The organism is Hoeflea prorocentri (genome assembly GCF_027944115.1).
GTDB lineage: Bacteria > Pseudomonadota > Alphaproteobacteria > Rhizobiales > Rhizobiaceae > Hoeflea_A > Hoeflea_A prorocentri.
On the sequence record NZ_JAPJZI010000001.1, the window covers coordinates 4,159,132 to 4,171,585 of the forward strand.

Here is a 12,454-nt window from a genome sequence, read left to right on the forward strand (position 1 = left end):
TGCCCTACCGCTCCTTCACATAGGGCTGCCCGCCCGCCTTGGGCGGTATTGCCTTACCGATAAATCCGGCCAGCAGGATGACGGTCAGAATATACGGCAGAGCCTGCATGAACTGGACCGGAACCTCGCCGACGACCGGCAATGACTGGCCTTGAAGCAGGATCGCCAGGGCGTCGAGAAAGCCGAACAGGAGGCAGGCCAGCATGACATTGACGGGTTTCCACTTGGCGAAGATCAATGCCGCAAGGGCAATAAAGCCTTTGCCGGCCGTCATGCCCTTAACGAATCCAGCCGCCACGGCCATGGACAGATAGGCACCGGCAAAGCCGCACAGAATTCCGCAACACAAGACGCCCAGATAACGCATCTGGGTCACCGATATGCCGGCCGTGTCGACCGCGCCTGGGTTTTCGCCGACAGCTCTCAGCCGCAATCCAAAACGGGTGCGGTAGAGAACCCACCAGGTAAAGGGCACAAGCGCGAATGCAAGATAGGTCAGAAGGAAGTGTTCCGATATGAGGCTCCCGTAAACCGGACCGATGACCGGTACGTCTGCAAGCGTATCGGTCAGCGGCAACTTGATCGCCTCGAACCGGCTCCCCTCGCCGAGCTGCGGCGTTCGCCCACCCTGCCGGAACCAGGCCTGGCCAAGGATGACCGTCGCGCCGAGCGCTATGAAGTTGATCGCAACGCCGGAGACGATCTGGTTGCCGCGCTGGGTGATCGAGGCGAAGGCGTGCACCATCGCCAGCGCAACGGAAACGATGATCGCGGCGGCAAGGCCGATAAAGGCCGATCCGTAGACAGCCGCAGCGGCACCGCCGGCGAAGGCAGCTGCAAGCATCTTGCCTTCAAGCCCGATATCAAAAATCCCGGAGCGCTCTGAGTAAAGGCCGGCAAGTGCGGCAAAAATCAGCGGAACCGAAAGGCGGATTGTGGCTTCGAGTGTGACCAGTATGATCTGAAAATAATCCATGGTCCTACTCCCCCGCCGCAGCCGCTTCGGACTGTTTGCCCGCGCCACTGAGTGTTGCGAAGAACACCGTGATCGCCGGTCTGAACATGTGCTCCAACGCCCCGGCGAACAAAATGACCAGACCCTGGATAATGGTGATCATATCGCGGGAAATCTGCGGCATCTCGAAGGCGATTTCCGCGCCACCCTGATAGAGGACGCCAAACAGAATGGCGGCCGGAATAATGCCGACCGGGTGAGAGCGGCCCATCAGCGCCACCGCAATGCCGACGAAGCCTGCGCCAGCGACAAAATCAAGCTGCAGCCGGTGTTGATCGCCCATGATGGGATTGAGCGCCATCATGCCGGCGAGCGCACCGGAAATCATCATGGTGATGATGATAATGCGGGCTTCCTTGATGCCGGCGTAGCGCGCAGCTGTCGGGCTGGCGCCCATGGTGCGGATCTCGTAGCCAAGACGCGTGCGCCAGATCAGCAGCCAGACAAGGAACGCCGCGATAAGCGCAATGATAAAACTCAGGTTGAACGGGGCACCGCCAATATCCAGCCCGAAGAGGCCGAGCAGCCAGTCCAGTCTCGGGATGTGCGCACCCGCCATAAAGGTCGCGGTTTGCGGCGACATCGAGCCGGCGGGCTTGAGCACTTCCACGAGCATGTAGACCATCAGGCTGGCGGCGATGAAATTGAACATGATCGTGGTGATAACCACGTGACTGCCGCGCTTGGCCTGAAGGTATCCGGGTATGAAGGCCCATGCCGCACCGAAGACCGCTGCGGCTGCGATGGCAAATGGCAAGGTGATGAACCAGGGGAATATGCCGTCGAGAGCAAGGGCAATGATGGCAACGCCCAACCCGCCGATATAGGCCTGACCCTCGCCGCCGATATTGAAGAGGCCGCAATGGAACGCAACGGCCACCGCGAGCCCCGTAAAGATGAAATTGGTGGCGTAATAGAGGGTGAAACCCAACCCCTCGCCATAGCCGAATGCACCCTGCACAAGCAGCGTCGCGGCCTTGATCGGGCTTTCGCCGACAAGCAGGACGACAAGGCCGGCGACAAGAAAAGCAACCACCAGATTGATCAGCGGAATAAGTCCGTATTCGACCCAAAGCGGCAGTTTTGCGTAAGGAACACTCATTGTGCCGCCTCCTTTTCTTCCTCGACGCCGGCCATCAGCAGGCCGAGTTCGCCTTCCGTTGCTTCCGGCGTGCGCTCACCGACCACGCGGCCGGCGAACATGACCAGGATGCGGTCGGACAGGGAACGGATTTCATCAAGTTCCACCGAGACCAGAAGCACGGCTTTTCCGGCATCGCGCATTTCGATGATGCGCTTGTGGATGAATTCGATCGCGCCGACATCGACGCCGCGCGTCGGCTGCCCGATGACAAGAACGGACGGATCACGCTCCATCTCTCGCGCCAGTACGATCTTCTGCTGGTTGCCGCCCGAGAAATTCGCCGTCTTCAGCCGTACATCCGGAGGCCGGATATCGTATTTCTCGGCGCTTTCGGCCGCATGGGTGCGGATGGCATCGAGATTGAGCATGGGTCCACTGAGGTAGCGGCTGTCATAGTGATAGCCGAGAATGGCATTTTCATTTTCCTCGAAGCTGAGAACCAGACCCATATGGTGGCGATCCTCCGGCACATGGGCAAGGCCGCGTTTTCTCAACTCCTGCGGATCGGCGGCTCCGGTGACCTCGATGGGATCGCCATTCAAAAGCACGCTGCCGCTCTCGGCGACGCGAATGCCGGTGATCGCCTGCAGCAGTTCGGATTGGCCATTGCCCGCAACGCCTGCAATGCCGACGATCTCTCCGGCACGCACATCGAAGGATACATTGTCGACCATGGTCACGCCACGGCTGTCCTTGACCGACAGGCCCTTGACCGACAGGCCGACATCCTTGGGATGGGCTTCGCCCTTCTCCACCCTCAAAAGAACACGGCGGCCGACCATGAGTTCGGCAAGTTCCTCAACCGAGGTTTCGGACGTGGTGCGTGTTGCCACCATCTCGCCGCGCCGCATGACCGACACCTCGTCGGTGATCGCCATGATCTCACGCAGCTTGTGGGTGATCAGGATGATTGTCTTGCCCTGGTCCCGAAGCTGCTCGAGGATACGGAAGAGATGATCAGCCTCGGCCGGCGTCAAGACGCCGGTCGGCTCATCGAGGATCAGGATTTCCGCACCCCGATAAAGCGCCTTGAGTATTTCGACACGCTGCTGCAGACCGACCGGCAGTTCCTCGATGACGGCATCTGGGTCGACCTCCAGCGCATATTCGTCTTCCAGACGCTTGAGTTCGGCCCGCGCATTGACAATGCCGCGGTTGAGGATGGCGTTTTCCTCCGCGCCGAGCATGACGTTTTCAAGGACGGTGAAATTGTCGACCAGCATGAAGTGCTGGTGAACCATGCCGATACCGGCGGCAATCGCCGTATTCGGGTCGCGGATTGTCAGCTTTGAGCCATTGACGAATATATCGCCACGATCGGCCTGGTAAAATCCGTAGAGGATCGACATCAGGGTCGATTTTCCGGCACCGTTTTCCCCGATGATGCCGTGGATCGTTCCCTTTTTTACTTCCAGATTGATGTCTCTGTTGGCATGAACCGCGCCGAAACTCTTGTCGATGCCCCTCAGTTCGATAGCAAGATCGCTCATGCGGTGTCCGTTTTTTATCAATTGGTCTAATCGATTACTCTATTCTCCCACCCTATCGGAAACCAGCCCAAAGCCCTATTTTTTACCTGTAACGCGGTTTAAGCAGTTTCAACGTGTTGATAAAGTATGCACCGGTTATTTGCCCCGGAGGACCAATGAGCGCTTTCGCCTTTCATGCAACACCGCAGATTATCGTGCGGCAGGGATCAGCCGGCGAACCGGCACGTGCGGCCGATCAGAAACCGGATAGGGCTGCGCTTGTCATTGACCATCCGGCCAGAAAGGACAGGCAGAGCCGCGTGGTGACACCATGACAAGACCGACGCCGCTTAGCCGCGAAACCTTCAAGGTGTTCAGGCCCCTGCAAACCCGCTGGGCCGACAATGACATTTACGGGCACATGAACAATGTTGTGCACTACGCCCTGTTCGATACGGCCATCAATGGCTGGCTTGTCGATAAAGGACTGCTTGACCCGGTAAGAGGCGAGACAATCGGTCTCGTGGTCGAGACCGGCTGCCACTATTTTGCCGAGCTCGCTTTCCCTGACCTGATTGATGCCGGTATCGGCGTCGAACGCATCGGCACATCTTCGGTTGTTTATTGTATCGGCCTTTTCCGGGATGAAGATTCAACGGCGGCGGCGCAGGGCCGCTTTGTCCATGTCTATGTCGACCGTAGGGGCAGGCGTCCAAGGCCGCTTGATCCGCACTGGCGCGAGACTTTGGAGGGCGCGCTGATATGACAAACAGCGAGCATGATGAGCAAATGGCACGGTTGGAAGAGCATATAGCTCACCAGGCACGGACCATCGAGGAACTCTCGGCGGAAATGGAAAAACAGTGGTCTGTCGTTGACCGGTTGGAAAGAAAACAGGAAAAACTGATCGAGCGGCTGCTTGCGCTGGAAGAGCGCTCGGCAGAGGAAACTCCCGTTACAAGACCCCCGCATTACTGACGTTCAAGCCGACGAAAACGACCAATGACCGAATTCTCACGCTTCACGCCGCTCGTTCAATCGCTGCCCGCGACGGTTCCCTTCGTTGGGCCCGAAACACAGGAACGGCAGGTTGGCAAGCCGTTTCGCGCCCGTATCGGAGCAAATGAAAACGGCTTTGGCCCGGCACCGTCCGTCAAGGATGCCATCCGCGCAGGCGCGGAAGATATCTGGAAGTACTGCGATCCGGAAAACCATGATTTGCGCGCAGCGCTCGGCGCGCATCTTGGCGTTCCCATGGACCGCATTGCCATCGGCGAAGGGATTGACGGACTGCTTGGCCTTATCGTTCGCCAGGTTGTCCTTCCCGGTACACCGGTCGTGACGTCGCTGGGAGCCTATCCGACGTTCAACTACCACGTCGCCGGCTTCGGCGGGCGGCTGGTCACGGTCCCTTACCGCGACGACAAGGAAGACCTGGAGGGGCTTTTAGAGGCGGTCAGGCGGGAAAATGCGCCGCTGGTCTATCTTGCCAATCCGGACAATCCGATGGGCACGTGGCACTCGGCGCAGTCGGTCGCGGCCTTCGCCGACGCCTTGCCGGAAGATACGCTTCTGGTGCTCGACGAGGCCTATTGCGAAACCGCGCCGCCGGACGCGTTGCCGGCAATCGATCGGCTCGCGGATATGCCCAATGTTCTGCGCCTGCGGACCTTTTCAAAGGGCTACGGGCTTGCCGGGCTGCGCTGCGGCTATGCCATCGGCAGCCTGGGAACGATCACGTCTTTCAAAAAGGTCTGCAACCATTTTGGCGTTAACCGGATGGCGCAGATCGCGGCGCTGGCCGCGGTGAACGATCAGGACTATCTGCGCTCGGTGTGCGAACGGATCGAAACTGCCCGCCGGCGGCTCTACCGGATCGGGCGCGATAACGGGTTTGAGCCGCTGGGCTCTGCAACCAATTTTGTTGCCATTGATTGCGGCCGGGACGGCGCCTTTACCTCGCAATTGCTGAACGCCCTGATGGAGCGCGGGGTTTTTGTGCGCAAGCCGGGCGTGCCACCGCTCGACCGTTGTATCCGTATCAGCGTCGGCCCGGACAGCGATCTCGATATCTTCGAAGAAGAGCTGCGCAACGTCATGGTGGACTTGTCTTGAGGCGGGCCGTGACGGTCATCCTGAACGATCGGAACCGGATGTGACAGATACTGCAAGACAATCCCATGGTCTTACTGCCGTGATGATGGGGGCGCTGCTCGTCCTGCAGGGCTGCGCAGGCATATCATATGTCAACGGATCGCTGAGCGGACATCTGGAACTCATGTCCTCCGCGCAGCCGGTCGAACGGCTGCTTTATGACGACGCCACGCCGGAGCAACTGAAAGGACAACTGGCGCTGGCGCGAGAGATCCGGCAGTTCGCGATCGATCAGCTCGGCCTGCCGGACAACCGGAGCTACCGCAGCTATGTGGACACAGAACGCGAGTTCGTGACCTGGGCGGTCTTTGCCGCACCGGAATTGTCCCTGCAGGTCAAGACCTGGTGTTTTCCGGTGACTGGCTGCGTGCCTTATCGCGGTTATTTCTCAAACGAAGCCGCTGTCGCCTTCGCGCGGGGTCTGCATGAGGAGGGGCTCGATGTCTATATCGGCGGCGTGCCGGCCTATTCGACGCTGGGCTGGTTCAACGACCCTTTGCTCAACACCATGTTCCTGCGCGGCGAACCCTATCTTGCCGGTGTCGTCTTTCACGAACTGTCGCATCAGCAGGTCTACGTGGCGGGCGATTCGGCCTTTAATGAAGCGTTTGCCGTCTCGGTCGAGCAAACGGGCACGGAAGCCTGGCTAAACTATCGCGGCGAGACGGAAGCGCTGCGGCGCTATCGTCAATCGCTTGCCCGCGAGAAAGATTTCCTGGCGCTGATTGCACAAACGCGAAGCGATCTGTTCCGGGTTTACTCCGGTTCCGGCAGCCAGGCGGAAAAAAGGGCGGGCAAGAAAGCGGCCATTGAAACCATGCGGGCCCGCTATCGCCGTCTCAAGGCGCAAAAATGGAATGGTTATGACGGTTACGACGCCTGGATCAATTCACCGATCAACAACGCCAAACTGGCGACCGTCTCGGTCTATAACGATCTGGTGCCGCAATTCCTGCGCCTGCTGGAGCTGTGTTCAGGCGACTATCCGCGCTACTATAAAACCGTCAAACGCCTCTCCCGGCTTGGAAAGGATAAACGCCGGGAGGCGCTCCAAAACAGCGGGTCCTGCGGCTAGCGCACAGCTCAGACTTGCGGGCCTTCAGCGATCTCCAGGGCTTCTTCCCAGGAGTGGCCGGCGGCCATGATGCAGGTGACGCCCTTGGTGGTGGTCATCAGGATCGTCCAGGTTCCCTTTTTCGAGGTATAGACCTCAAACATCGCATTTCCGGAGGAGGAAAGCCCCAAGGCGCGCGGTGCTTCCTTGTATTTGTCGCTCAACGCCTTGAGCAGGGATGTCCGGTCGCCGCATGCCATTCCGGACGCCTGCGCCTGCGTCGACAGCCCGAGAAGCGTCAAAGCAATAGTATATCCCAGTAGTTTTGTTGCAGCTTTAAGTTTTGAATTGTGCATGATCATACCTTTCTCAGCCAAATAGCTGTCTGACGAGAGGTTTATTCATGCACATGCGTCAGACGCACTTGGGAAATGAACCAATAGACATGCGGTTCATATGAAAACTCCAAAACTAGATTGAGAATCAGTGTGCGCCTGATTGGTTAACAGAATCCTAACGGCATGATCACGATGCGCCTGCAGATACGCCATTCACACTTGGCCGGTTCATGCCTTATCGGTCGCCTGCAGTTCACTTTCCAGCCAGCGCCTTGCCGCAATATCGGTCGTCAACGAGATTGCCTTTGCATAGGCTGTACGTGCGTCTTCAAGGCGACCGGCCTCGCGCAGCAAATGGGCGCGCGCCGCCCAATAGGGCTGAAAACCCGCCACATCGTCCTGCCCGATCGCGACCAAGGCATCTTCAAGCGCGTTGAGGCCGGCAGACGCACCATAGGCCTGACCGACTGCCGCAGCACGGGCGACGGACGCTCCGGACGTCGGCGCAACGGTCATCAAGCCTTCATAAAGCTGGCAGACCGCGACCCAGTCGACCTGCCCCGTCGCGCGGCGCTCGGCGTGGACGGCCTGAATGGCAGCTTCAAGCTGGAAACGACCCGGCAAAGCGGCCCTGGCAGCCCGGCTTAACAGCACTGTGCCGCGCCGCAGCAGGGTCCCGTCCCAAAGGCCCGTATCTTGCCGGTCAAGCGGCACGTAGGTGCCCTGCGTATCATATCTGGCATTGCGCCGCGCATAGGAAAAACACATCAGCGCATCGAAACCGAGCGCTTCCGGCTCATCCGGCATGAGGTCGGTCAGCACCGTTGCGAGATAAAGGACTTCGCTGGCCATATCTTCGGTCACATCGACATCCTGCCCGTCCCAGCCGAGCGCATAAGCTCCATACAAAGCCTCCAGAACCGCCGTGAGGCGTTGCGGCAAGGCGCTGCTGTCAGGAATTGCAAACGGCACCTTTGAATCCCTGATCTTGCGTTTGGCGCGCACCAGGCGTTGCGCCAGGGTGGCAGCCGGCATCAGATAGGCGCTGGCGATCCCGGCGGCTTCGAAGCCGAGCACGGCCTGCATCATCAGGGGCGTGTGCACCGACGTATCGATTGCGGGATGGGCGCAGGCAAACATCAGTTCGAGCCGCTTCTCCGGCACCTCATCGCCATCGACAGTCTCGAATATGTGGGCAAAGTCCCGCATCGCGTAGCTTTCGTCATCGAGCGAGCCGTCCGTTGTGCGCGCTGCCGCACTTCTGGCGATATCGGTCAGGCGGTTTTTGGCTGAAGCGACCAGCCAGGCCTCAGGTTTTTCCGGAATGCCATCCCGCGGCCATGTCGCCAGTGCCTTTGCAAACGCATCGCCGAGCGCATCCTCGGCCTCGGCGATGTTGCCGCTGCGGCTTGCCAGAATGGCGACCAGACGGCCATAGGACGCACGCGCAACACTGGCGGCAGCGGCGCGTGCGTCCCGGGTTTTCTGACTTGGTTCGCCGGACAAGCGTCAGGCGTAGGGGTTGCCGCCCTCGGGCATTGCCGAGGCGCGGATTTCGATCGTCCCGTAATGCACAGCCGGGCATTTTTCTGCCCAGGCGAGCGCCGCGTCGAGATCCGGAACATCGATGACGAATGTGCCGCCAAGCTGTTCCTTCGTATCGGCAAAGGGACCGTCCTGGATTTTCCTGACGCCGCCGACCTTGCTGATGGACGTCGCTGTTGCCGATGGCTGCAACCAATCGGTATCCACGAGGACTCCGGCCTGTTTCAGCATGGCGATGTACTCGCCAAAGACCTTCAGGCTTTGCTCGATCTCGGCCGGGCCGGCATCGGCAAAGGCCGCTTCGTCGCTGTAGAGAAAGAAAGTGTAGCGCATGATCAGGTTCCTTCTTCTATCTGGTTTCAGTTCCGGCTCGAGACAGTGCCGGCGAGCAGCTTGAGGCCAAGTTCATAGTCCGGCCCCAACATGCGGTCCAGAAAAATCCCGAACACGCGGCCAACGGGGTTCATGCCGAATTCCATGCGGGTGGACCAGGTCACTTTCGTTCCGTCTGCAGCCGGCTCAAGACCGAAGGTCGTTACCGGCTTGCCCATCGCGCCGAGGTCGATCAGCATGGTCACCGATCTATTGTCATCAAGCGCGGTGATGGTCTGCGTACCCTTGCCGTCCTTGCCCTCAAAGGCAAACCCCGACCCGACACCGGAAGATGGTCCGTGCATGGTGATCTTCAGATCGGGATCCTTTTGCTTGTAGGGATTGAAGCGCTGATATCCTTCATTCGAGGCGATGACCGGGAATACTTCGTTTGCCGGTGCAGGCACGATAGCCGAGCGCTCCACGGTTTTGCTGGCGGGCAGCAGGAAGGGTGTTGCGACGATAATGGCGACTGCTATCGCGCCAACGGTCAGGTAGGTGTTCATATCGGTGGCTCCTGTTTGTCTTTGACACTTGAAAGACGTTGCTTTCACCGACATGACGTTCGATCACCGCGCCAATCGACACAGGCGCAAGTTTTTTTGCAGTTTTTTTCTAAAACCTTACAAACACTTGTTTTTCCTATGATATATCTTATCCCGATATCAGCCCTTTGACGAATGACAAACGGCCTGAAGCTTGTTTCCGTCCGGATCGCGCACGTAGGCGCCGTAGTAATCGGCGTGGTAGTGCGGGCGCAGACCCGGAGCACCTTCATCCGTTCCGCCATGGGCGATCGCCGCCGCGTGAAAAGCATCCACAGCCGCCCTGCTGCCCGCAAGGAATGCAACATGGGTGCCGTTGCCGCATGAAGCGGGCTGACCGTCATAGGCCGGGCCGATGAATATCTTCGGTCCCGTCATCTCGCCCCAGGCCATGCCTTCCTCGTGCTCAAAAAGAACCGGTAAATCCAGCGCCGCTGCTACCGCCTGCCAGAAGGGCCTGGCCCGTGGCCAATCATTTGTGCCGAGTGTGATGTGACTGAACATGCGCAATTTTTCCCGGTTGGCTTCAAATCAGCATAACTGTAGCAGATCAGGTCTTGAGCATGCGCTCCAACGCGACGTAGTCCGTCTTGGACCGGTGCCGTCTGTCGAGCGGGATATTTCGCACATGCCGCACGCTCGCAACGCCGAGTGAGCCTGCCGCATCACTCCACTCAGCAAGCCGGGAGGCGTCACCGGCCACGGCCAGGACAGGTTCGCCGTCGATCTCTGCCAGCGCGGATCGTCCGACGCCCGGCCAGAACCGGGCTGCCGTCTCAACCGCAAAAGGATCGATACCGTCAATCCTTGCCTTAGTGCGACCGAGCAGCCAAAGCCGCCCGCTGTCGTCAAGGCGGGCGGCGTCGCCGGTCCGGTGGAAGATGCGGCCGTTGCGGCTGACCTTTGTTTCCGCATCGTGCGCGGGGTCGAGATAGGCCTCGTTCACATGCGGGCCGGCAACAAGAATTTCTCCGTCTTCCAAAAGGATATCCACGGGACCAACCGGCGTTCCCGCCAACAATCCGGAACCCGTTTTCATCAACTCGAGATCGGCCTGATCAACATGCTCATAGTCCAGGTGGGCAATCGGCTCGGCTTCGGTCGATCCATAAACGGCGACCATGCGCATATCCGGCTGCAGCCTGTTCAGCCGCCGCATCGTATCGGGAAACACCGGCCCTCCGCCCGTGAGGATCGCATTCAGCGGCGGGAGACGGTCGGCATGGCTCAGGGTTTCACATATGACAGGCGGCACCAGCAGCCGCGTTACCCTGAAGGTTTCAATCTGCCTGTGAATCCGCTCCGCAGCCGCCTTGTCGTGACGGGATATTTTCCACGACGGAAGAACGGACGTGACACCCAAAGACAGGCAGACAAGAACAAACACCGGAAAGGCAACGAGATCGCGCTCCTCCCCGCTGCCCGAGTCAAGCAGCGGGCTGATGGCATCGTTTTGCGCCATCATGAATGCATGGCTGCGCGCGATGGCCTTCGGCGCACCGGTCGAACCGCTGGTAAAGGAGATCAGCGCCGTATCCTCGGTTAAAACGGTCGCCGGCGGCAAGGTTTCAGGACCGCCCTCCTGGGGGCTCAACCGGAGCTGGAGCCGACGCAGTTCCGGAACGAGCAGCCCCAGCCAACGGTACCAGCCCGATGCAAGGAATGCTTTCGGTTGCGTTGCACGGGCCGCATGCCTGAGACCTGCCAGCCCCATCGCAGGCTCCGGAAACACAACCGTTGCGCCGATCTGCCAAAGGCCGGCGAGACATGCATAAAGATCGATGCCGACGGGCATGGCCATCAAGACGCGGTCGCCGCGGCCGATGCCGCGTGCGGCAAAACCTGCGGCAAGGGCGCGGGCACGGCGGTCAAGCGCATCATAGGTAACCGAGCGGCCGCCACCCTCGATGATGGCGGGGCGCGAACCGTGGCGTTCAACCGCCTTGGCGAATGCGTCGAGGATCGTGGTCAAAGTACGCGCCCGAAGAGCGTATAGCGGCGAAACACCTCGGCGCCATGCATGCGGCTGCGCTCACGTGAGACATTGTCCGCGTGCATCAGCGCGTGAATGACGGTGTCAAAGCCGGTTTCAAGAGCCTTGCGGTGAAACGCGTCCGCCAGAAGATGTCCGACACCGCGCTGGCCGCTGGCATAGGTCTTCAAAATCGCGGTCTTTGTATCGGGACCCTGTGAGTAGTCGGGAATGCCAAACAGGAAACCGGCCAGCCGGTTGCCGGGCGCACGGGCAAAGAAGATCAACTCACGCCTGAGAAACGGAACATAGGGCATATAGAGGCCGAGGAAGGCTTCACGCGTAATCGGCTTGTAGTATGCATTGGCGGCAAAACCCGAAACCGAAAAATCATAGACCTCGCCGAAGAATGCTTCGGGGCTCTCACCGTCCCAGTTCACGACATCGATCCCGTCTGGATTTTCGGGTTCTGTGCCAATTGCATTTTTTGTCGCGACACGCATGGAAACATAGTGATCGATCTGGTCAAAGCCGGCCTCTCCAAGGGCCGCGACATCGTGATCCCCGCTTGTCGGTTCCATGAGGAAGGCGGGCGAACCGTCGCTTTCCGTCACCGCCCGGTAGCTGTGCCAGGTATCGCCCTCCATCGGACCCAAGAGCGCTTCAAAGCCCTCGGCTCTCAAAGTTGCGGCGGCGAGAAGAAAAAGCTCTACGCCGTCCGCAACGGAGCCGATCTTCAGCTTCCCCAGAGCCGCCGTGCGTTTATTGTCCCAGGACGGCGCATCACGGTAGATGGACAGGCTGGAGCCGCCATGAGAAAGGGGCTGAACTGAGGTTTCCGACACG

Annotated in this window: 15 protein-coding genes; 5 read left to right on the forward strand and 10 right to left on the reverse strand. The window is 59.5% G+C overall.

What is annotated here, in order from left to right:
* Positions 1–4: 4 nt before the first annotated feature.
* From OQ273_RS19575 to OQ273_RS19585, 3 genes are read right to left on the reverse strand one after another with little or no spacing between them, the layout of a single operon-like run.
* The gene (locus OQ273_RS19575) at positions 5–976 is read right to left on the reverse strand and encodes an ABC transporter permease (protein ID WP_267992590.1); all 972 of its coding nucleotides are present in this window, start codon (positions 974–976) and stop codon (positions 5–7) included.
* 4 nt (positions 977–980) lie between these two features.
* Positions 981–2,117, reverse strand: coding sequence for an ABC transporter permease (locus OQ273_RS19580; RefSeq protein ID WP_267992592.1), 1,137 nt, complete (start codon positions 2,115–2,117; stop codon positions 981–983).
* Complete coding sequence (locus OQ273_RS19585; protein WP_267992594.1) at positions 2,114–3,649, reverse strand: ABC transporter ATP-binding protein; 1,536 nt, start codon at positions 3,647–3,649, stop codon at positions 2,114–2,116. The genes OQ273_RS19580 and OQ273_RS19585 overlap by 4 nt, the downstream gene beginning before the upstream one ends.
* Before the next feature lie 155 nt (positions 3,650–3,804).
* On the opposite strand from OQ273_RS19585, the gene OQ273_RS19590 reads away from it, so the two are divergent.
* From OQ273_RS19590 to OQ273_RS19610, 5 genes are read left to right on the forward strand one after another with little or no spacing between them, the layout of a single operon-like run.
* Positions 3,805–3,963 (forward strand): hypothetical protein, encoded by a 159-nt coding sequence (locus OQ273_RS19590; RefSeq protein WP_267992596.1) that lies wholly within the window; start codon positions 3,805–3,807, stop codon positions 3,961–3,963.
* Positions 3,960–4,394 (forward strand): acyl-CoA thioesterase, encoded by a 435-nt coding sequence (locus OQ273_RS19595; RefSeq protein WP_267992598.1) that lies wholly within the window; start codon positions 3,960–3,962, stop codon positions 4,392–4,394. The genes OQ273_RS19590 and OQ273_RS19595 overlap by 4 nt, the downstream gene beginning before the upstream one ends.
* Positions 4,391–4,606 carry a SlyX family protein gene (locus OQ273_RS19600; RefSeq protein ID WP_267992600.1) on the forward strand — a complete coding sequence of 72 codons (216 nt, stop codon included), beginning with the start codon at positions 4,391–4,393 and terminating at the stop codon, positions 4,604–4,606. The genes OQ273_RS19595 and OQ273_RS19600 overlap by 4 nt, the downstream gene beginning before the upstream one ends.
* A 24-nt stretch (positions 4,607–4,630) precedes the next feature.
* Entirely contained in the window at positions 4,631–5,743 is a 1,113-nt protein-coding gene (locus OQ273_RS19605; protein WP_267992602.1) for a pyridoxal phosphate-dependent aminotransferase, read from the forward strand.
* Between the two features lie 40 nt (positions 5,744–5,783).
* Positions 5,784–6,857 (forward strand): aminopeptidase, encoded by a 1,074-nt coding sequence (locus OQ273_RS19610; protein ID WP_267992605.1) that lies wholly within the window; start codon positions 5,784–5,786, stop codon positions 6,855–6,857.
* A gap of 8 nt (positions 6,858–6,865) precedes the next feature.
* Here OQ273_RS19610 and OQ273_RS19615 read toward each other — a convergent pair whose 3' ends face one another.
* The 7 genes from OQ273_RS19615 to OQ273_RS19645 all read right to left on the reverse strand — a co-directional run bounded on the left by OQ273_RS19615 (position 6,866) and on the right by OQ273_RS19645 (position 12,453).
* On the reverse strand, positions 6,866–7,192 hold the full coding sequence (locus tag OQ273_RS19615; protein WP_267992608.1) for a hypothetical protein: 327 nt from the start codon (positions 7,190–7,192) through the stop codon (positions 6,866–6,868).
* A 210-nt stretch (positions 7,193–7,402) separates the two neighbouring features.
* Positions 7,403–8,680 carry an RNA polymerase sigma factor gene (locus OQ273_RS19620; protein WP_267992609.1) on the reverse strand — a complete coding sequence of 426 codons (1,278 nt, stop codon included), beginning with the start codon at positions 8,678–8,680 and terminating at the stop codon, positions 7,403–7,405.
* A 3-nt stretch (positions 8,681–8,683) separates the two neighbouring features.
* The gene (locus OQ273_RS19625; protein ID WP_267992610.1) at positions 8,684–9,052 is read right to left on the reverse strand and encodes a YciI family protein; all 369 of its coding nucleotides are present in this window, start codon (positions 9,050–9,052) and stop codon (positions 8,684–8,686) included.
* 26 nt (positions 9,053–9,078) lie between these two features.
* Positions 9,079–9,597, reverse strand: coding sequence for an SRPBCC family protein (locus OQ273_RS19630; RefSeq protein ID WP_267992611.1), 519 nt, complete (start codon positions 9,595–9,597; stop codon positions 9,079–9,081).
* A gap of 159 nt (positions 9,598–9,756) precedes the next feature.
* Positions 9,757–10,140, reverse strand: coding sequence for a VOC family protein (locus tag OQ273_RS19635; protein WP_267992613.1), 384 nt, complete (start codon positions 10,138–10,140; stop codon positions 9,757–9,759).
* Between the two features lie 46 nt (positions 10,141–10,186).
* A complete protein-coding gene (locus tag OQ273_RS19640; RefSeq protein WP_267992614.1) occupies positions 10,187–11,608 on the reverse strand; it encodes an AMP-binding protein in 1,422 nt (473 codons plus the stop codon).
* Positions 11,605–12,453: a hypothetical protein gene (locus tag OQ273_RS19645; RefSeq protein WP_267992616.1), complete on the reverse strand. Its 849-nt coding sequence runs from the start codon at positions 12,451–12,453 to the stop codon at positions 11,605–11,607. The genes OQ273_RS19640 and OQ273_RS19645 overlap by 4 nt, the downstream gene beginning before the upstream one ends.
* Between the last annotated feature and the right edge of the window lies 1 nt (position 12,454).